A 19939-nucleotide genomic window follows, 5' to 3' on the forward strand; every position below is an offset into this window, starting at 1 on the left:
GGTTTCAGGCGCGGGCGACGGGTTGGGTGGGCGGCTGGCCCGGCGCGTCCTGCGGCGCGGCGGCATCGGTGCCGCGCATGGCCGAGGCATCGGCAGCGGCGGCGCGCATGCGCTCCACGAAGGCGCGCTGGCGTGCGCGGCCGGCCAGGGCCAGCATCCACAGCAGGTAGAGCACGGCCACGCCGGCCGTGAGGGCGAACACGTCGTTGTAGGCGCGCACATTGGCCTCGCGGCGTGCGGCCTGCGCCAGCTGGGCCGTGCCCTGGGCCGCACGCAGGGCCGGGTCGGCAATGACGCGGGCCAGGCTTTGCTGCTGCAGGCGCAGGCGGTCGGCCACGATGGGGTCGGTGGGATCGACGTCGGCCACGATGGCGGCCGAATACACCTGCTCGCGGTGCATCTGGTAGGTGCTCAGCAGGGCCGAGCCCATGAGCGCGCCCATGGCCTGCGTCATGGAGATGGTGACGATGGCCGTCAGCATGTAGTGCGCGCCGAACTTCAGGCCCTGCACCACGCCGATCAGCATCAGCGGCCCCATGAACAGGCCCGCGCCCACGGCCATGAGGAACTGGCTGCCGAAGAAGTCCTCGGGCCGGGCCAGGCTGGTGCGGCTGTGGTCCAGCCAGGCCGCCAGCGCGAACAGCACGATGGAGCCCACGATCTGCTTGCCCATGTTCTCCAGCCCGAAGGTCAGCGCCGACACGGCAATGCCTGCGATGGTGCCCAGCAGGATGACGATGAACAGCGGCTGCATCTGGTCCACCGTCATGCCCAGCATGCGCTGCATGCCGATCACGCCATAGGTCTGCTCGGTGGTCAGAAAGCGCAGCAGCAGCGCACCGATCACGAAGCGCACCGTGGGCGCCAGCACGAACCAGCGCGTCTGCAGCATGGGATTGCGGCGGTGATGCTCGATGTACAGCGCCACGCTCAGCAGGACGATGGAGCCGATCAGCATCCAGGCCAGCCAGGGCGTGTCCAGCCACCAGTGGTTGTAGCCCTGCACCAGCACGGCGATCAGCAGGCCCACACCGGGCACCATCAGGAAGAAGGTCAGGAAGTCCAGCCGCTCGAAGCTGCGGATGTGCACGCCCGGCGGCAGCTTGAGCACCACCACGCCCGCGAACGAGATCAGGGCCAGGCCGGCCTCGAACAGGTAGAGGTTGTGCCACTCGCTGTTGAACAGCAGGCCCGGCGACAGGATCCAGGCCAGCGGCGTGGCGATCTGCCCCAGCCCCACGCCGATCACCAGCATCTTCAGCACATGCTTGCGCGGCGCGGCCTGCAGCATGTAGAGCGTTCCCAGCGTGCTGCAGGTGGCGCCCGCCAGGCCGCTGGCCGCGCGCAGCATGAGCAGGCTGGTGTAGCTGCCCAGCACCAGGTGCAGCAGCGTCAGCAGCGCATACAGGCCCAGGCCGATCTCGGCGAACAGCCGCATGCCGAACTGCTGGCGGAACTTGTAGACCAGCAGGTTGGCCGTCATGTTGAGCATGACGTAGGCGCCGGTCAGCCAGGCGGCCTCGGAAGACGTCAGCCCCATCTGCCCCTGGATGGTGGGCAGGTTGGCGGTGAACAGTGCATTGCCCAGGCCACCCGTCAGCGCCACCAGCACGGCGATCAGGCCATAGGCGGCGCGCACGGCCGGCTGGTGCAGCGGCATGGACGGCGAGCCCGGCAGGCTGGGCTTTTCATGCTCTTCCCAGTCCGGCGGGGGCTTGAGGTAGACGACGGGGGGCGACGGGGGCAGCACGGGCCCCGGTGGAGTGGGTGTGGTGGCCATGTCAGGCCTTCAGGCCTTGCCAGACGATCTGCAGCGCCTTGCGCGCCAGGGTGCGCCGCTGCTGCGGCGTCTCGCCGCGCAGCGAGGCGCCCAGCATGCCGAAGACCAGGGACAGCTCGGCCTGCGTCAGCGGCTGGCGGCAATGGCCGCAGGCCACGGCCCGGTCCATGGCCGGCCGAAAGATCTGCCACATGGCAACGCGCGCCTGGGCGATGACCTCGTCGCCGCGCTCCACCGTGCGCCAGTAATCGGTGATGGGGGCCGAGACCGCAATGCGCTCGGCCAAGCGGGACAGCAGTTTGTAGAAGGCATCGTCATCCTCGGCCATGGCCTCGGCCGCGAGGCGCATGTTGTCCAGCGAACGCTCCAGCAGCGCCAGCATCAGCGCGCGCCGGTCAGGAAACTGCCGGTACAGCGTGGCGCGGCCGACCTCGGCGCGCTCGACCACCAGGTCCAGCGGCGCGGTCACGCCATGCTCGGAGAACACGGCATCGGCCGCGTCCAGCAGCTGGGCGCGGCGGATATCGGCACTGGGTCTTTTGGAAGTCATGCGGACAATTATCGGACAAAGTTGTCCGTTAAATGTCCGCAACCGGCCTATCCCATGGCGGGGCCATGGGCAAAAAACCAACGGTTTCCGGCAGTGGAAAAGCCTCTACAGGTCGGTCAGCGGCAGCAGCTGGCGGCGGCTGTCAAAGCGCCGCGACTGGCCGTCCAGAGGATCGGTGAAGGCCAGGCTGCGCGCCAGCAGCTGCAGCGGGCGCGAGTAGTCGCCCTCGGGCATGTCATGCACTTCGGGATAGAAGCCGTCGCCCCACAGCGGCAGGCCCAGGGCGGCCATGTGCACGCGCAGCTGGTGGCGCTTGCCGCTTTCGGGCTCCAGCCGGTAGCGTGCCCAGGGGCCGCGCTGCTCCAGCACCTGCATGCGGGTGCGGGTGTTGGGCGTGCCGGCCACCTCGTGCATGCGGAAGAAATGGCCGCTTTCCTCCATGCGGCTTTCATGCGTACGCGGGAAAACCACGTCCTCGCGCCAGGGGGCCACGGCCTCGTAGGTCTTGTGGATGGCGCGGTCGCGGAACAACGCCTGGTAGATGCCGCGCGTGGCGCGCTGCACCGAAAACACCACCAGCCCCGCCGTGTCGCGGTCTATGCGGTGGATGGGCGACAGCTCGGGCAGGTCGAACTCGCGCTTGAGCCGCACCAGCAGCGTCTGCTGCAGGTACTTGCCGGCCGGCACCACGGGCAGGAAATGCGGCTTGTCGGCCACCAGCAGATGCGCGTCGCGGTGGATGACCTCGGCCTCGAAGGGGATGGGCGGCTCGGCCTGCAGCTCGCGGTAGTAGTAGTAGCGCAGGCCCGGCGCAAAGGCCGTGCCTGCATCGGCGGCGCGGCCATGCTCGTCCACCACCTCGCGCAGCGCCAGGCGCCGCAGCCAGTCTTCGCGCGCCACGGCCGGCAGGCGCTCGGCCAGAAAATCGATCAGCAACCCGCCGCCCTGGCTGGGCAGCACCACGCAGCTGGGGCTGACGCCGTCGCGTATGGGAAGAACCTTGGGGTCGTGGGCGTTGTGCATGGATTCCTGCCCTCAGCGCTTGTGCAGCGCTGCCCACTCATCGGGCGTCACGATCAGGCCGGGAAAGCTGTCACGCAGCGCCAGAAGGTCACCGTCGCCGGTGATGAGCGCCCGGGCCCGGCCCACATGCGCCAGCACCAGGAACACCTGGTCCTTGTCGTCCCGGCACAGCGGCAATGCAGGCCAGGGCTGCGGCAGTGTGACGACATCGGCCCAGGGCAGGAAATCCTCCAGCAAGGCCTGTTGCTCGGCCGTTGACAGCTTGAACTTCGGGTAGGCGAGCACACGCAGCAATTCGCTGGCCGTTTCCCTGCAGACCAGGGGCTTCAACTGCTGGTGCTGCCAGGCCCGGCGTATCCACGCAAGACGGCCGGACGTGAACAGCAATGCCGAGAGCACGACGTTGGTGTCCAGGACGACACGCATCATTTGCGCGCCCAGGAGGTCGCCTCCTGCACATCCTCTTCGGTGATGCCCATCTGCTGCAGCTTGTCGCGGACGGCCTGTGCGCGCTGGACACGCTGCACGTGCACGGGCGTGAGCACGATGCGGCCGTTTTCCACGGCCACCTCGAAATACTCTGCGGCCTCCACCTCGGACACCACGGCCTTGGGCAGGGTGATCTGGTTCTTCGACGTCAATTTGGCAAGCATGGCCGGCTCCTGCAAATGAGAGAAAACACGGAAATCTTACTTCCTTACCTCATTCCTCTGCGTCTCACCGGCTTTCTTCACCTGGCAAGGCGGGCCCGCTCAGTCCACTCACGCCGTTCAACCCGCTGTCCGCCGTCACCAGCACGCCCGCCGAAACGATGTAGTCGGCCGCGCTTTCGATGTCGCCGCGCAGCGCCTCCTTGGCGGCTGGCGCATCGCCGCGCCGCAGCGCCTCGACCAAGCGCGCATGGTGGCCGACCGCCACCTGTTCGCTCACGCGGCGCGAGCCCGAGCGCATGTCGTGGTTGAGGATGGGGCCTATGCGCAGCCACAGCGCCTCGATCATCTGCAGCAGCATGGGCATGCCGGCCGCGCTGTAGACGGCGAAGTGGAAATCCTTGTTGAAGGCGATGAGCCGCGCGCCGTCCGGCGAGGCGCTGGCCATCTCGGCCGCAAAGCGGTCCTGCAGGGCGGCGATGCGTTCCAGCTCGGCGGCCGGCAATTGCCGTGCCGCCTGCTCCGTGGCCAGGCCTTCGAGGTTGACGCGGATGCGCGTGATCTCGCGGAAGGCGCTTTCCGTCATCAAGGGCACGCGCAGCGCGCGGTTGGGCGTGAGTTCCAGCGCCTGCTCGGCCACCAGCCGGTGCACGGCCTCGCGCACGGGCATGACGCTGACGCCCAGCGCGCTGGCCGTGGTGCGCAGCGAGATCTGCTCGCCCGGAATCATCTGGCCCGTGATAAGCAACTCCCTGAGCTGTGCATAGACATCGCTGCTGAGGGTCTGCCGTTTGAGTGGGGTGACTAGTTCGTTGATGGCCATGGCGGCGATGGTAGCGCGGCGCCGCCGCTGTCATGCCGCATAGGGTATTCACCATATTTGATATGTGATCACAGATACAAAATCCAAACCCAACCCAAATCCCTTTCACCTTTGTTTGAGTTCCCAAGGAGTCCCCGCATGTGGAAAAACGATCTTCTGGCCGGCCAGCGCGTCCTGGTGACGGCGGGCGCCGCCGGAATCGGCCTGGAAATCAGCCGCGCCTTTGCCGAGGCCGGCGCGCGCGTCATGGTCTGTGACGTGGCCCAGGCCAGCCTGGATGCGCTGGCTGCCGCCCTGCCCGGCGCCAGCGGCCGTCTTGCCGATGTGTCGGATGCCTTGCAGGTGCAGGCCCTGTTCAAGGCCGTGGACAACGAGTTGGGCGGCCTGGACATCCTCGTCAACAACGCCGGGGTGGCCGGCCCCACGGGCGCGGTGGAGACGCTGGACCTGGCCGACTGGCAGCGCACGCTGGATGTGAACATCACCGGCGCCTTCCTGTGCACGCGGCTGGCCGTGCCCCGGCTCCGGCAATCGGCACGCGAGGGCCGGCAGGCGGCCATCGTCAACCTGTCTTCGGCGGCAGGCCACCTGGGCATGCCGGGCCGCACGGCCTATTCGGCGTCCAAGTGGGCCGTGATCGGCCTGACCAAGTCGCTGGCGCTGGAGCTGGGCGCAGACGGCATCCGGGTGAACGCCATCCTGCCGGGCGCCGTGGACGGCCCGCGCATCCGCGATGTGATTGCCGCCAAGGCGCAGGCACGCGGCCTGCCGCTGGAGGACATCACGCGCAGCTACACGCACCAGGCCGCGCTGGGCCGCATGGCCACGGCGCGCGACATTGCCAACATGGCCGTGTTTGCCGCCAGCCCGCTGGCCGGCCATGTCACGGGCCAGGAGCTGGCCGTCGATGGGCTGACACAGGCGCTGAGCTGAGCGCCCTCTCCTCCTCTCCTCCCCTCCTCTCGCCTTTTTCACCGTTCGCAAGGACCTTCCATGGCCACCCGCACCAAAGCCATCATCACCTGCGCGCCCACGGGCGCCATCCACACGCCCAGCATGTCGCCCCACCTGCCCGTGACGGCCGAGCAGATTGCCCGCGCCGCCATCGATGCCGCCGAGGCCGGCGCCGCCATCGTGCACCTGCATGCCCGCGATCCGCGCGACGGGCGCCCCTCGCAGGACCCGGATCTGTTCCGCCCCTTTCTCAAGGCGATCCGTGCCGAGAGCGATGCCATCGTCAACATCACCACGGGCGGCAGCCCGCACATGACGGTGCCAGAGCGCATGCGGCCCGTGACCGAGTTCCAGCCCGAGCTGGCCTCGCTGAACATGGGCTCGATGAACTTCGGCCTGTTCCCCATGCTGGAGCGCTTCAAGGACCTGGAACACGCCTGGGAACGCGAGCACCTGGAAAACAGCCGCAACCTGGTCTTCAAGAACACCTTTGCCGATATCGAAGGCATCCTGCGGCTGGGCCAGGCCCAGGGCACGCGCTTCGAGTTCGAGTGCTACGACATCAGCCACCTGCACAACCTGGCGCATTTCGTGGACCGGGGGCTGGTGCAGGGGCCCGTGTTCGTGCAGTCGGTGTTCGGCATCCTGGGCGGCATCGGCGGCCACCCGGAGGACCTGATGCACATGCGGCGCACGGCCGACCGCCTGCTGGGCAGCAACTACCAGTGGTCCATCCTGGGCGCCGGGCGCAACCAGCTGCCGCTGGCCACCATGGGCGCGGCCATGGGCTCGCATGTGCGCGTGGGGCTGGAAGACTCTCTGTGGATAGGCCCGGGGCAGCTGGCCACCTCCAGCGCCGAGCAGGTGCGCCGCATCCGCACCGTGCTCGAGGCCCTGAATGTCGACGTCGCCACGCCTGACGAGGCGCGCCGGATGCTGGGCCTCAAGGGTGCGGCCAACGTGGCCTTCTGAATCGCCTTCCCGGGCCAGCCCCCATGCCACCGAACAGGAGACTCCCATGCAGATCGATATCGTCGCCGACCTCAAGACCACGCTGGGCGAAGGCCCGCTGTGGGACGTCGGGCAGCAGCGCCTGTACTGGATAGACAGCTTCGACGGCCGCATCTTCCGCTGCACGGCCGACGGGCGGGAACTGCGCGCCTGGGAAGTCGGCCAGAAGATTGGCTCCATGGCACTGCGCCGCGACGGCCGCTCGGCCCTGGTGGCGCTGCACGGCGGCGTGCACACGCTGGACCTGGAAAGCGGCGAGCTGGAGCTGGTGGTCGCCCCCGAGTCCCACCTTCCCGGCAACCGGCTCAACGACGGCAAGGTGGACCGGCAGGGCCGCTTCGTCTTCGGCTCCATGGACACCCTGGAGGAGCAGCCTTCGGCGCGGCTGTACCGGCTGGACACGGACCTGAGCCTGCATGTGCTGGACGAGGGCATCATCTGCTCGAACGGCCCGTGCTGGAGCCCGGACGGCACGACGCTCTATTTCTCGGACACGTGGAGCGGCGAGATCCGGGCCTACGACTACGACACGGCCACGGGCCATGCCAGCGGCCGCCGGACCTTTGCCCCGGTCGACACCAGCGGTGGCGGCGCGGCCGACGGGGCCACGGTCGATGCCGAAGGCTGCCTGTGGCAGGCCCTGGTGTACGCGGGCCAGCTGGTGCGCTACACGCCGGACGGCCGGGTGGACCGGGTGATAGAGATGCCGGTGCGCAAGGTGACCAGCGTGATGTTCGGCGGGCCCGGGCTCGACACGCTGTACGTCACCTCCATGGGCAAGCCGCCGTTGCCACGTTTCCCGGGCGACGGCCAGTCCCGTGGCGCGCTGTTCTCCGTCAAGGGGCTGGGCGTGCGTGGCCTGCCCGAGCAGCGCTTCGGCGCCTGAGCACGGAGCCGGGCATGCAGGCCCGGAGCCTTCGCACCGCAACGCCGCCCGCCCCGCGAAGCGGCGCCTTCATCCACACAACAATGAAACGGCACCCACCGCTGGTGCCCGGGAGACTGTCATGGCCCAGGCCCCGCGCGCTTCGCTGCGCCAGATCCACCGCTATTCATGGGTATCCCTGCTGGTCTGCTGGCTGATCTGGGTACTGAATGCCTACGACCGCGAGATCGTGCTGCGGCTGGGGCCGACCATCTCCCGGCACTTCGGCCTGTCGGCCGACGAATGGGGCACGGTGGCCACCATCGTGATGCTGGCCCTGGCCGTGCTGGACATTCCCGGCGCGATCTGGAGCGACCGCTACGGCGCGGGCTGGAAGCGCGCACGCTTTCAGGTGCCCCTGGTGCTGGGCTATACGGCGCTGTCGTTCGCCTCGGGCTTCAAGGCGCTGAGCGGCAGCCTGACGGGCTTCGTGGCGCTGCGCGTCGGCGTCAACCTGGGCGCCGGCTGGGGCGAGCCCGTGGGCGTGAGCAACACCGCCGAGTGGTGGCCGGTGGAGCGGCGCGGCTTCGCGCTGGGCGCCCACCACACAGGCTATCCGGTGGGCGCCATGCTCAGCGGCCTGGTCGCCGGCTTTGTGCTGTACGCCTTCGGCGAGGAGAACTGGCGCTATGTGTTCTTTGTCGCGCTGGTCGTCGCCATCCCGCTGATGTGGTTCTGGGCGCGCTACTCCACGCCGCAGAAGATGGAACTGCTGTATGCCGACATCGCCGCCCGGGGCATGACCCCGCCGCAGGCCAGCGTGGCGGCGCAGGTGGAAAAAGGCCAGGCCTGGCGCACCCTGCGCAGCACGCTGGCCAACCGCAGCATCGCCCTGACGGCTGGCAACACCCTGCTCACGCAGGTGGTCTACATGGGCATCAACGTGGTGCTGCCCGCCTACCTCTACAACATCATGGGCCTGTCGCTGGCCGAATCGGCAGGCATGAGCGTGGTGTTCACGCTCACCGGCATCCTGGGCCAACTGGTCTGGCCGGCCCTGTCGGACGTGATCGGGCGCCGCGTCACCCTGGTGATCTGCGGCCTGTGGATGGCCGCCAGCGTGGGCGCCTTCTACTTCGCCGACACCATGGCCCTGGTCGTGGTGATGCAGCTGCTGTTCGGCCTGGTCGCCAATGCGGTCTGGCCCATCTACTACGCGGTGGCCTCGGACTGCGCCCAGCCTGCGGCCACCTCCACGGCCAACGGAATCATCACCACCGCCATGTTCGTGGGCGGCGGCATCGCGCCCGTGCTGATGGGCAGCCTGATCGCCCTGGGCGGCGGCTGGACCAGCCCCGGCGGCTATGCCCTGTGCTTCCTGGTCATGGCCGGCTGCGCGCTGGGCGGCGTGGCCCTGCAGCTGGGCACGCGCGGCAACGCCGCCTCCACCGCCACCGCCTGACTCCGCTTTCCTCCACCCATCTTTCCAAGGATTTGCCATGGTCCATCACCCATCGCCCTCCCCTGTTCACGCGCCGCCCGCACGGCCGCAGCCTGCCGCCGGCGACAGGCAGTCGCTGCTCAACGCCCGCATCTTCCGCAGGCTGATGCCGCTGCTGGTGCTGTCCTATGTGATCAGCTTCATAGACCGCACCAATATCGCGCTGGCCAAGTCGCACATCGAGGTGGACCTGGGCATCTCGGCGGCCGCCTACGGCCTGGGCGCGGGGCTGTTCTTCCTGAGCTACGCCCTGCTGGAAGTGCCCAGCAACCTCATCATGCACAGGGTGGGCGCGCGCTTTTGGATCACACGGATCATGGTGACCTGGGGCCTGCTGTCGGCCGGCATGGCCTTCATCACCGGAGAGACCTCGTTCTACGTGATGCGCGTGCTGCTGGGCGCGGCCGAGGCGGGGCTGTTCCCCGGCGTGATGCTCTACCTGACCTACTGGTTCGGCCGCGAGGAACGGGCCCGCGCCATCGGCTACTTCCTGCTGGGCGTGTGCATTGCCAACATCCTCAGCGGCCCCGTGGGCGGCGCGCTGCTGCAGATGGACGGCTTCCTGGGCTGGCACGGCTGGCAGTGGATGTTCGTGATCGAGGGCCTGCCCGCCGTGGCCCTGGCCTGGGTGGTCTGGAAGAAGCTGCCCGACGGCCCGGCCAGCGCGCCCTGGCTGACGGCCGCCGAATCGCGCGAGGTACTGCAACGCCTGCAGGCCGAGCAGGACCAGCAGGCCAGCGCCGGCCAGGTGGGCCACTCGCTCCGGGACTGCCTGCGCGACCGCCAGATCTGGCTGGCCATCCTTGTCTACTTCTGCCACCAGATCAGCATCTACACGGTGATCTTCTTCCTGCCGGGCATCATCGGCACCTACGGCCAGCTCTCGCCGCTGCAGATCGGCACGCTCAACTCCGTGCCCTGGATCGCAGCGGCCATCGGTGCGGCCTGGCTGCCGCGCTTTGCCACCCACCCGCAGCGCTGCCGGCGCATGCTGCTGGCGGGCCTGGCCACCATGGCCGCCGGCCTGCTGGTGGCCGCGCTGGCGGGCAAGGCCTCGCCAGCCCTGGGCCTGCTGGGTTTCAGCCTGACGGCGCTGATGTTCTTCGTGGTGCAGTCCGTGGTCTTCCTGTTTCCCGCCTCGCGGCTGGCGGGCGCGGGGCTGGCGGGCGGCATAGCCCTGGTCAATACCTGCGGCCTGGTGGGCGGCTTCATCGGCCCCACGGTGATGGGGATGATCGAACAGGCCACGGGCAGCACGCGCAACGGCCTGTTCATCATGGCGGGCCTGCTGGTGGTGGCCGCCCTGGCATCCACCCGGCTGCGCCAGGGCCAGGAGACGCCGTGATGACGGCCCCTTCCCCGCCGCAGGCCGCGCTGTAGGTCAATCTCCTGTATGCGGGCCTGCCGGCTGCCCGCCAGCGCGTCCCGGGCCTTGGCAAGCGGTTTCATGGCGATAGGATGGACTGAACCCCATTTAGCGGCCCCCTGCGCCATGACAGATACAGCGACCGACACAGCGAACCACAGCCCTGCCACACCAGCACCCCACCGCCCAGCCCGCCGCCGCTGGCTGCGCGCCCTTTTGTGGACGGTGTCGGCCCTGGTGCTGCTGCTCGCCGCGGTTGTGGTCCTGATCGCCACCTTCGACTGGAACCGGGCCAAGCCCTGGGTCAACGAGCGCGTCAGCGAAAGCACCGGCCGCCACTTTGCCATTGAAGGCGACCTGCGCCTGCGCTGGACCTGGCCCCAGCCCCTGGACAAGGGCTGGCGCCATTGGGTCCCGGGCGTGACCATCGAGGCCGAGCAACTGGCCCTGGGCCAGCCCGAAGGCTGGCAGGTTGAGCAGGAGCCGGCCAAGGGCAGTGCCGAGCTGCCCGCCCTGCCTGCGCCGCCCGACCAGTTGAACAAGGGCCGCCTGCCCGAGGAGAAAGCCAAGGAACAGCCCAAGGGAAAGGCGAAGGACAAGGACGAAGGCAAGGACAAGGACTCGCAGGCCAGCCCTTCCGCGCCCAAGATCGACAGCGACAGCATCGTCCTGGCCGACGAGAAAATGGCCCCACCCCCGCGCGACGCCGACACCATGGCCACGGCCGCGCGCGCCACGGCCAGCCTGCGGCTGTGGCCGCTGCTGGGCCGGCATGTGCTGCTGGACCATCTGCAACTGGAAGGCCCTGACCTGGTCTTTGCCCGGCGCAAGGATGGCAGCAACAACTGGACCTTCAAGCGCCCCGAGTCCACAGGGCCGCGCTGGCGCTTTCAGATAGCGCAATTGAGCCTGCGCGGCGGCCTGGTGGGCTGGAGCGATGGCGTGCGCCAGATGGCGGTGCGCGCACGTCTGGACAGCCTTGTGCAGCCGCCCACTCCAGACTTTCCGTATGGCATGCGCGTCGGCCTGACCGGCCGCATCGCCAAGGCCACGGTCGAGGCCCAGGGCCTCATCGGCCCCGTGCTTGACCTGCAAAGCGAACAGGCACGCTTTCCCGTGAAGCTGTGGGCCCATGCGGGCAGCCTGCGCGCCCGGGCCGAGGGCATTCTCGACAATCCCAGGGCACTCAAGGGCATGGACCTGCAGGTGCGCCTGCGCGGCTCCAGCATGGCCGACCTGTTCCCGCTGACGGGTCTGCTGCTGCCGCGCACACCGCCTTTCGACACCAATGGTCATCTGGTCGGCAGCCTGGAGCCGGGGCGCGCTGTCTGGGATTACGAGGAATTCGATGGCCGCGTGGGCCAGAGCGATCTGCGCGGCACGCTGCACTACGCATCGGGCAAGCCGCGCCCCAAGCTCAGCGGCGATCTGGCCTCGCGCAAGCTGCGCCTGGCCGACCTGGGGCCGGTGGTGGGAGCACCGTCCACCAAGCAGGGCCAGAAGACCCGGCAGGCAGCCAGCGGCAAGGCACTGCCCACGCAACGCTTTGACACCAGCAAGTGGAATGCCATGGACATGGATGTGCGCTTCAAGAGCGACCGCATCGAGCGCCCCCAGGCCCTGCCCATCGAGGACTTCAGCGTGCATGCCGTCATGGACAACGGCGTGCTGCGCCTGTCCCCGCTGCGCTTCGGCATGGCCAAGGGCCGGCTGGATATCGAGGCCGTGGTGGACAGCGGCGCCAAGCCGCCCAAGGCCAGCCTCCAGGGCAAGGTCCAGGGGCTGCAGCTGTCGGCCCTGTTCCCCGAGATCGAACTGATGAAGAAAAGCCTGGGCAGCATGGACGGCGCGCTGGGGCTGGAGGGCCGGGGCCAGTCCATTGCCGAATGGCTGGGCACCAGCTCGGGCGACATCCGCCTGTATGTGCGCGATGGCCGCTTCAGCAAGCAGCTCCTGGACCTGGCCGCGCTGAACCTGGGCAGCGTCATCGTCACCAAGCTGTTCGGCGCCGACAAGGAAGTGCAGCTCAACTGCGCCGTTGCCGACCTGACCGTGAAGCAGGGCATTGCGCGCACCCGCAACGTCAAGCTGGCCACGCCCGAGGCCATCATCGAGGCCACCGGACAGATCAGCCTGGCGCAGGAGACCATGGACCTGCGCATCGTGCCCGAGTCGCTGAAGTGGAAGTTCTTCTCTCTGCGCACGCCCCTGTATGTGCGCGGCAGCTTCGCCAACCCCAAGGTGGGCGTGGAGCCCGGCCCGCTGCTGCTGCGCGCGGGCGCGGCCGTGGCCGCCGCCGTGGTGGCGCCAGCGGCCCTGGCCCTGGTGCCGCTGACGGTGCCGGCCGCCGAGGAAGATGCGCAATGCCAGCGCCTGCTGGCAGAAAGCAGCAAGAAGTAGACGCGTGGCCCGGATGCGCGGCAAGCGCCGCGCTGCATTGGCGCAAAAAGGCTAGCAAACCCGGTGGCAATGTGACGAAATAGCGCCGCAGCACACAGGCATCGAGACGCGGCGCCGGCAGGTAAAGAGCCTCGCCAATGCACTCGCAGACGATGCGCAGGCAGCGGGCGCCCTGGCGGCAGCGCCAGCGCGCCGGCCCCGACGGCCCGTGTGCAGGAACGCCCTGCCAGAGCACCTCTTCGCTGTAGCGATCCATGCATTGCGTATTTCCCCTTAGCCCCTGTGACGGCGCAAGCCGTTGATTTCGCTTAACCTTGACGTTCGCTTTTCTCCTGTGCCAAGTCCTTTCCCCATGTCCTCCAAAGTCCAGTTCCGCCTGCGCGTATACAACGACAGCACCATTGCCATCGGTCCCGGCAAGGTGCAGTTGCTCGAAGCCATTGCCGAGGCGGGCTCCATCTCGGCTGCAGCGCGATCGCTGGGCATGTCCTACCGGCGCGCCTGGGTGCTGGTCGACGAGATGAACCGCGCGCTGCAGACACCGGCCGTCAACACCAGCGCCGGCGGCGCCCACGGCGGCGGCGCCTCGCTCACCTCCACGGGCGAAGCCATCGTCAGGCATTACCGCTCCATAGAGACCACGGCGCGCATGGCGGCGGCGGCCGATATCGCCGCGCTGACACGCCTGCTCAATCCCCAGGGAACGAGCGCATGAGCGCGACCGGCTCCACGGCGCAGGCCGTCGCCTGCCGCCCCATCGGCCATGTGCGCAGCCGCTTCACCGACCCGGTGGGCATGCCCATACAGACGGCGGGGGCGGCCGACGAGGCCGGCCGCGTGGAGCTGCTGCCCGAGTTCGAGGCCGGGCTGCGCGACATCGAAGGCTTTGACTACCTGATCCTCATCACCCACCTGCACCAGGCCGTGGAAAAGCTGGAAGTCGTGCCCTTCATGGACGACAGCAGCCACGGCGTGTTCGCCACGCGCGCCCCGGCGCGGCCCAACCGGCTGGGCCTATCCATCGTGCGCCTGGTGCGGCGCGAAGGACTGCTGCTGCATTTCCTGGGCAACGACATGCTCGACGGCACGCCCGTGCTCGACATCAAGCCCTACGTGCCCAGGCTGGATGTGCGCCAGACCGAGCGCATAGGCTGGTTCGGCAAGCGTATCGACCAGATGCCCGACATCCGCGCGGACGACCGCATGGCCTGAGCCTGCAGCGGCAGCAACGGCAACAGCCCTCAGTGGAAATTGCGGCTTGCCACGCCGGCGCCGCCCAGGCGGCCCAGCCAGCGGCTCATGTCGCGGGCGCGGTGCACGATGAGATGGCGCACGGCGGGCACCTCCTGGCTGGCCTGCTCTGCAGGCGCTGGCTCGCCGCAGTCCTTGCCGCCGCCCCAATCCGAGCTGCTTTGCCAGATGCCCTCCACCGCCAGCAGCCGCGCGCCCAGCAAGGGCTCGCCCCAGCGCGTGACGGTATCGGGCCAGACCACCAGGTTGACCGTGCCCGTCTCGTCCTCCAGCGTGATGAAGACCGTGCCCTTGGCCGTGGGCGGGCGCTGGCGCACGGTGACGATGCCGCAGGCCCGCACGCGCATGCCCGCCAGCGTGTCGCGCAGCTCCAGCGCCGTGCGCAGCCCGTGGCAGCGCAGGCGGTCACGCAGCAGGGCCAGCGGATGGCGGCGCAGGCTCAGGCCCGTGGCCGCGTAGTCGAACAGGATTTCCTCGCCCTCGGGCGCAGCAGCCAGCTGCACGGGCGCCTCATGCACGGGCACGCCCGCGAACAGCGGCGGCTGCACCTGCAGGGCCGCCGCATCCCACATCTGCTGGCGGCGGTGGCCTGACAGGCCCTGCAGCGCATCGGCCGCAGCCAGGGCCTGCAGCTCGGCGCGCTGCAGCCGGGCGCGCAGGGCCAGGTCCTCGGTGCTCCTGAACGGCGCCTGCGCGCGGACCTGCGCCACGCGCTCGCCCGAAGTCTTTGGCAACTGCGCCACCATGCACAGACCCAGGCGCACGGCCGGCTGCGGCAGCTCGACGCCGGCAATGCGCTCGTGCGGCGCCTCCAGCGTGCAGTCCCAGTCGCTGTGGCGCACATCGACGGGCAGCACGCGCACGCCGTGGCGGCGCGCGTCCTGGATCAGTTGCGAGGGGGTGTAGAAGCCCATGGGCTGGGCATTGAGCAAGGCCATCAGGAAACAGGCCGGCTCATGGCGCTTGAGCCAGGCGCTGGCATAGGCCAGCATGGCAAAGCTGTAGGCATGGCTTTCTGGGAAGCCGTATTCGCCAAAGCCCAGCATCTGGCGGAAGATGGCCTGGGCAAAATCAGCGCTGTAGCCGTTGGCCAGCATGCCGTCGATCAATGGGCGCTCGAAGCGGTGCACGCCCCCCTTGCGCCGCCAGGCGGCCATGGAGCGGCGCAGCTCGTCGGCATCGCCCGCCGAGAAGTTCGCCGCGATCATGGCGATCTGCATCACCTGCTCCTGGAAGATGGGCACGCCCAGCGTGCGCTTGAGCGCCTTCTCGAGCGCGGGCTTTTCCAGGACCAGCTCGCCGCCCTGCCGCCGACGCTCGCGCGCCTGCAGATAGGGATGGACCATGCCGCCCTGTATGGGGCCGGGCCGCACGATGGCGACCTCGACCACCAGGTCGTAGAACTCGCGCGGCTGCAGCCGGGGCAGCATGCTCATCTGCGCCCGGCTCTCGATCTGGAAGGTGCCCACGGTGTCGGCGCGGCAGATCATGTCGTAGGTGGCCGGGTCGTCCTTGGGAATGTCGGCCAGCTCCCAGCGCGGGCCGCGCAGCGCGGCGCGCGCGTGCAGGCTGCCGCGCAGCACGGTGAGCATGCCCAGGGCCAGCACATCGACCTTGAGCAGATTCATGGTGTCCAGATCGTCCTTGTCCCACTGGATGACCGAGCGGCCCTCCATGGCGGCCGGCTCCACGGGCACCAGCCGCGTCAGCGGCCCGTCGGTCAGCACAAAGCCGCCCACGTGCTGGCTCAGGTGGCGCGGGCTGTCGCGCAGTTGCAGGGCCAGCTCCAGCCACAGCCGCGCACGCTGGGGCGACAGTTGCGGGCAGTCGTCGCCCAGCCGCTCGCGCAGCCGGGCCAGGCGCAGCAGCTTGGAGCGCACCCAGCCCAGGGCGGGGTCATCGGGTTCGGGCTCCGGCTCGGCCGCCTGGTCCTCGGCATCGCTGAACCAGTGGTGCTGCCGGGCCATGGCATCGATCAGCACCGCATCCACGCCCAGGGCCTTGCCCGCGTCGCGCAGTGCGCCACGCGTGCGCCAGCAGCTGACCACGGCCGTCAGCGCCGCACGGTCACGGCCGTATTTTTCGTAGATGTACTGGATGACGGTCTCGCGCCGCGCGTGCTCGAAGTCCACGTCGATATCTGGGGGCTCGCTGCGCTCGCGGCTGATGAAGCGCGCCATCAGCAGCGTGGTCTTGTTCGGGTCCACGGCCGTGATGCCCAGGCAATAGCAGACGGCCGAGTTCGCGGCCGAACCGCGCCCCTGGCACAGGATGCCTTCGCTGCGCGCATAGCGCACGATGTCGTGCACGGTGAGAAAGTACATCTCGTAGCGGCATTCGGCGATCAGCTCCAGCTCATCCTTCAACTGCTTGGCGACCGATTCGGGAATGCCTTGCGGATAGCGCCCCGCCGCTCCCTGCCAGGTATGCCAGGCCAATGTCTGGCGCGCGTCCATGCCGGGCAGCACGCTTTCCTGCGGATAGTGGTAGCTGATCTCACTGAGCTTGAAATCGCAGCGCGCGGCAATCTGCAGGGTTGCATCCAGCATGGCGCGCGGATAGATGCCGCCCAGCCGCAAGCGCGAGCGCAGATGCCGCTCGGCATTGGGGTGCAGCTCGAAGCCGCACTCGGCCACCGTGCAGCCCAGGCGCAGCGCCGTCACCAGGTCCTGCAGCGGCTTGCGCGAGCGCGCATGCATGTGCACATCACCGCAGGCCACGCAGGACAGGCCCAGCAACCCTGCCACGTCCTGCAGGCTTTGCAGCCACAGGCTGTCGTCGGGCGCCAGCAGCAGCTCCACGCCCAGCCAGCAGCCCGGCCCCAGCTGCGCCACGGCGGCCTGCACGGCCTCGGCCATGGCGGGCACATCGCCGGGCAACAGCTGCGCACGCTGCGGCACAACGATGCATTCGCAGCCTTCACGCAGCAGATGCCAGGGGCTGTCGGCATCGACCAGGTACCGGCCCTTTTCGGCACGGGCGCGCGCCGCGCTGATGAATTCGCAGAGGTTGCCCCAGCCGTTCAGATCGCGCGCCAGCGCCACCACGCGCAGCGGGCCCCAGGCGAATTCGCTGCCATGGATCAGGGCCATCTCGCAGTCGCGCGCGGCCTCGAAGGCGCGCACGGCGCCGGCCACCGAGCATTCGTCGGTCAGGGCCAGCGCCTGGTAGCCCAGGGCCTTGGCGCGCTGCACCAGTTGGGCGGGCGAAGAGGCGCCGCGCAGAAAGCTGAAGTTCGACAGGCAGTGCAGCTCCGCATAGCCGGGCAGGCCCGGGCCCGATGCCATGCCGGACACCGGCCCGGTGGCCTGGGGCGGGGGCTGCAGCCGCTGCAGCTGCGGGGGCGGCGGCTCCAGCAGGATGTCCTGTTCAGCCATAGATGCCTTGCGCAAACCAGGCGGCGGGCGACAGCAGGGCCGGCATGCCTGGCAGCCGCTCCGATGCAGGCGTGCGCTCGCGGTAGATCCAGACATGGCCGACAGCCGCGTTGCTGGCCACGAAATAGTCGCGCACGGCCAGCGCCGCATCGGCCTGCGGCTCTCCCCACCAGCCGGCCTCCAGCCGATAGGGGCCGGCCAGCAATTGCAGCGGCCCCTGCCAGCAGGGGCGGCTGCCCTGCAGGAGCAGGGGCTGGGGCGGATCAAGCAGCCAGGGCGGCAGCAGGCCCTGCCAGGGGTTGGCCGCCTTGCGCGCGTGCGCGGGCCGCCGCAGCGCCTGCGGGGTCTGCAAGGCCTCGCAGGCCGGGGTCCAGCGCTGCATGGCCTCGGGCCGGTGGTCCGATTGCAGCTGCGCCACCCGCACGCCCTGCGCACCACGGCGGGCCGAGACACGCTCCACCCATTCATGCCAGGCCATGCCGCTGGCCGCGTCTGTTGCGCCTGCCGCCTCGCCCAGCGGCGCCGGGCCGGGCGCGGCCGGTGGCAGGCAACTGCCGGCATCGGCCGCGAAAGGCGCGGTGTCCAGCGCCACCAGCTCCAGCATGTCCGCAGGCGCGCGCCAGGGCGTGTGGGCCAGGCGTTCGCGCAGCAGGCGCTCCATGTGCTCCAGCGCCTGGGCGGGCCGGGCCGTGCGGATGTCCAGCGCTTCCCAGGCCGGCAGCTCCGTGCCGTCCACGCGCCGCAGATCGTGGTGCCAGCGCAGCTGCAGGCCCAGCACGCCCTGGTGGCGGGCCTGCAGCCAGGCCTGCAGCGCACGCAGCAGGGGCCGGGCGGCCTGCAGCAGGGCCTGGGCGTCGCTGGCCGGATAGCCCAGGTCGGCGCGCAATGCAAAGTGCTCGGGCAGCTCCAGCCAGTCCAGCGCATGGGGGCTGCTGCCATAGGCCTGGTCCAGCGCCAGCAGGGCCGGCAGCCCGATGCGCCGCGCCAGGCCCGCGCGCGGCAGGGCGCGCAGCTCGCCCCAGCGGCGGCAGCCCATGCGCTCCAGGGCCGGCGCATGCGACTCCAGTGCGGGCAGTGTCCAGATGGGCAGTGCGTCGGCAGGCGGCCAGGGCTGGCGCGAATCCGTGCCCTGCATGCGCCAGCGCAGACGCGCCAGCGCCTGCCATGCCGTGGCGCCCCGGGCCCAGAACGGCATCCGGGGGCCGCCCGCCTGACCGTCCTCGGGCTGCTGTTCGCGCAGCGCGCGCAGCAGGCCCAGCAGCATGGCCTGGCGACCGCCCCACAGGCGCTCCACGCTGCCCACCTCCATCAACGCCACAGCCTGCCCTGCCCCGTACCAGAGGGCCACGCGCGGCGTCCAGCGCAGGGCCCACCAGGCCTGCTGCGCGCAGGCACTGCCTTCGCAATCACTGTCGCCGTTGCCCTGGCCATCGCCCTGCGCGACATGCAGCGGCCAGGCAATCCAGTGCAGTGCTTGATTCGGCTGTGCCATGGCATCTCACCCCAGGGTGTGCGCTGCCGCCTGCAGGGCGGGCGCCTCGGCGGGCAGCAGTTGCCCGTGTCCATGAAGCCAGCGCTGCGCCTCGTCCGCCTGCCGGGTGCGCCGCTGGGCCTGGGCCTGCAGCACGTCCTGCCAAGCCCAGTGGTGCAGCGGCAGCTTCAAGGGATGCTCCAGCGCAGGCCCTCGGCGCTTGAGCAACTGCACGCGCAGGCAGGCTGGCGTGCCGCCTTCGCCCGGCTCCCCCAACTCTGTCTCCACGCGCAGCCGCAGCGGCGCGGGCGAGGCCACCGTCTGCAGGGCGGCCGAGGCCTCGCGCCACAGCCACAGAATGCGCCCCTGCGCAGCGGCCGCCCATTGCAGCCGGCGCAGCGTGGCCATGGGCAGACCGGCTGGCAGCCAGGCCAGCACGGCCAGCACGTCGCGGCAGCGCAGTGCCTGCTCACAGACCCAGGCCAGCCCTGCCCCATCGCCTGCCGGGTGGGCGCCGGGGTGGGCACCGGGGTGGGTATCGGCCTCCACGCAGCACAGCCGGTGCGCCGCCACGCCTGCCGCTTCCAGTCCCGGTGCAAAAGGCCTGCAAGGCGGCGCCACCAGCACCACCTGGCCCGCGCTGCGCTGCATCAGGGCGGCCAGGCCCGGCAGCAGCAGCGGCCACTCGGCATGGCCATGCGCGGGTTGCAGCAGCTCGACCATGGCGCCCAGCGGCCAGCCCCCGCCCGGCAATTGCGCATCCAGCAGCGCATGGCCCGAAGGCTGGACCCGCTGCTGCAGCGCCTGCTGCCAGCCATCGCCACGCCACACGCCCTGCAACTGAGGCAGCACACGCGCCGCGCCCGCCATGGGGGCGGGCTGCGCAGGTTGGGAGGCGTGGGGCGTGGTCATGGGGA

The 19939-nt window shown here is 69.7% G+C and carries 17 protein-coding genes; 8 read left to right on the forward strand and 9 right to left on the reverse strand.

All coding sequences use genetic code 11. From position 1 onward, the window contains the following. Positions 1 to 4: 4 nt before the first annotated feature. From INR38_RS09705 to INR38_RS09730, 6 genes are all read right to left on the reverse strand, one after another. Entirely contained in the window at positions 5 to 1780 is a 1776-nt protein-coding gene (locus INR38_RS09705) for an MFS transporter (protein WP_012206052.1), read from the reverse strand. Between the two features lies 1 nt (position 1781). Next, positions 1782 to 2330, reverse strand: a complete 549-nt coding sequence (locus INR38_RS09710) for a TetR/AcrR family transcriptional regulator (protein ID WP_013802028.1) — start codon at positions 2328 to 2330, stop codon at positions 1782 to 1784. A 105-nt stretch (positions 2331 to 2435) separates the two neighbouring features. Beyond that, on the reverse strand, positions 2436 to 3353 hold the full coding sequence (locus INR38_RS09715; RefSeq protein ID WP_207442836.1) for a pseudouridine synthase: 918 nt from the start codon (positions 3351 to 3353) through the stop codon (positions 2436 to 2438). Between the two features lie 12 nt (positions 3354 to 3365). After that, positions 3366 to 3782 (reverse strand): putative toxin-antitoxin system toxin component, PIN family, encoded by a 417-nt coding sequence (locus INR38_RS09720; RefSeq protein WP_034394683.1) that lies wholly within the window; start codon positions 3780 to 3782, stop codon positions 3366 to 3368. Next, positions 3779 to 4006 carry an AbrB/MazE/SpoVT family DNA-binding domain-containing protein gene (locus INR38_RS09725; RefSeq protein WP_012206056.1) on the reverse strand — a complete coding sequence of 76 codons (228 nt, stop codon included), beginning with the start codon at positions 4004 to 4006 and terminating at the stop codon, positions 3779 to 3781. Before INR38_RS09725 ends, INR38_RS09720 begins: the two co-directional genes overlap by 4 nt. A 64-nt stretch (positions 4007 to 4070) precedes the next feature. Beyond that, complete coding sequence (locus INR38_RS09730) at positions 4071 to 4826, reverse strand: GntR family transcriptional regulator (protein ID WP_034394686.1); 756 nt, start codon at positions 4824 to 4826, stop codon at positions 4071 to 4073. 138 nt (positions 4827 to 4964) lie between these two features. Here INR38_RS09730 and INR38_RS09735 point away from each other — a divergent pair, with 138 nt between their 5' ends. From INR38_RS09735 to tsaA, 8 genes are all read left to right on the forward strand, one after another. After that, the gene (locus INR38_RS09735) at positions 4965 to 5759 is read left to right on the forward strand and encodes an SDR family oxidoreductase (RefSeq protein ID WP_207442837.1); all 795 of its coding nucleotides are present in this window, start codon (positions 4965 to 4967) and stop codon (positions 5757 to 5759) included. A gap of 60 nt (positions 5760 to 5819) precedes the next feature. Further along, complete coding sequence (locus tag INR38_RS09740; RefSeq protein WP_207442838.1) at positions 5820 to 6752, forward strand: 3-keto-5-aminohexanoate cleavage protein; 933 nt, start codon at positions 5820 to 5822, stop codon at positions 6750 to 6752. 46 nt (positions 6753 to 6798) lie between these two features. Next, entirely contained in the window at positions 6799 to 7677 is an 879-nt protein-coding gene (locus tag INR38_RS09745; protein WP_013802021.1) for an SMP-30/gluconolactonase/LRE family protein, read from the forward strand. 121 nt (positions 7678 to 7798) lie between these two features. Then, entirely contained in the window at positions 7799 to 9118 is a 1320-nt protein-coding gene (locus tag INR38_RS09750) for an MFS transporter (RefSeq protein WP_207442839.1), read from the forward strand. A gap of 37 nt (positions 9119 to 9155) precedes the next feature. Continuing rightward, a complete protein-coding gene (locus INR38_RS09755; protein ID WP_013802019.1) occupies positions 9156 to 10502 on the forward strand; it encodes an MFS transporter in 1347 nt (448 codons plus the stop codon). A 147-nt stretch (positions 10503 to 10649) separates the two neighbouring features. Beyond that, positions 10650 to 12923 carry an AsmA family protein gene (locus INR38_RS09760; protein WP_207442840.1) on the forward strand — a complete coding sequence of 758 codons (2274 nt, stop codon included), beginning with the start codon at positions 10650 to 10652 and terminating at the stop codon, positions 12921 to 12923. 352 nt (positions 12924 to 13275) lie between these two features. Further along, the gene (locus tag INR38_RS09765) at positions 13276 to 13638 is read left to right on the forward strand and encodes a LysR family transcriptional regulator (RefSeq protein ID WP_013802017.1); all 363 of its coding nucleotides are present in this window, start codon (positions 13276 to 13278) and stop codon (positions 13636 to 13638) included. Continuing rightward, on the forward strand, positions 13635 to 14135 hold the full coding sequence (tsaA, locus tag INR38_RS09770; protein ID WP_043821536.1) for a tRNA (N6-threonylcarbamoyladenosine(37)-N6)-methyltransferase TrmO: 501 nt from the start codon (positions 13635 to 13637) through the stop codon (positions 14133 to 14135). Before INR38_RS09765 ends, tsaA begins: the two co-directional genes overlap by 4 nt. Positions 14136 to 14164: 29 nt before the next feature. Here the strand turns inward: tsaA and INR38_RS09775 are convergent, their stop codons facing one another. Genes INR38_RS09775 through imuA form a run of 3 tightly spaced genes read right to left on the reverse strand, consistent with a single transcriptional unit; the run spans position 14165 to position 19934 of the window. After that, positions 14165 to 17551, reverse strand: a complete 3387-nt coding sequence (locus INR38_RS09775; protein ID WP_207442841.1) for an error-prone DNA polymerase — start codon at positions 17549 to 17551, stop codon at positions 14165 to 14167. Then, positions 17544 to 19043, reverse strand: a complete 1500-nt coding sequence (locus tag INR38_RS09780; RefSeq protein WP_207442842.1) for a DNA polymerase Y family protein — start codon at positions 19041 to 19043, stop codon at positions 17544 to 17546. The genes INR38_RS09775 and INR38_RS09780 overlap by 8 nt, the downstream gene beginning before the upstream one ends. 6 nt (positions 19044 to 19049) lie before the next feature. Next, the gene (imuA, locus tag INR38_RS09785) at positions 19050 to 19934 is read right to left on the reverse strand and encodes a translesion DNA synthesis-associated protein ImuA (RefSeq protein ID WP_065346671.1); all 885 of its coding nucleotides are present in this window, start codon (positions 19932 to 19934) and stop codon (positions 19050 to 19052) included. Between the last annotated feature and the right edge of the window lie 5 nt (positions 19935 to 19939).

It is taken from the genome of Delftia sp. SD018, assembly GCF_017355445.1.
GTDB lineage: Bacteria > Pseudomonadota > Gammaproteobacteria > Burkholderiales > Burkholderiaceae_C > Comamonas > Comamonas acidovorans.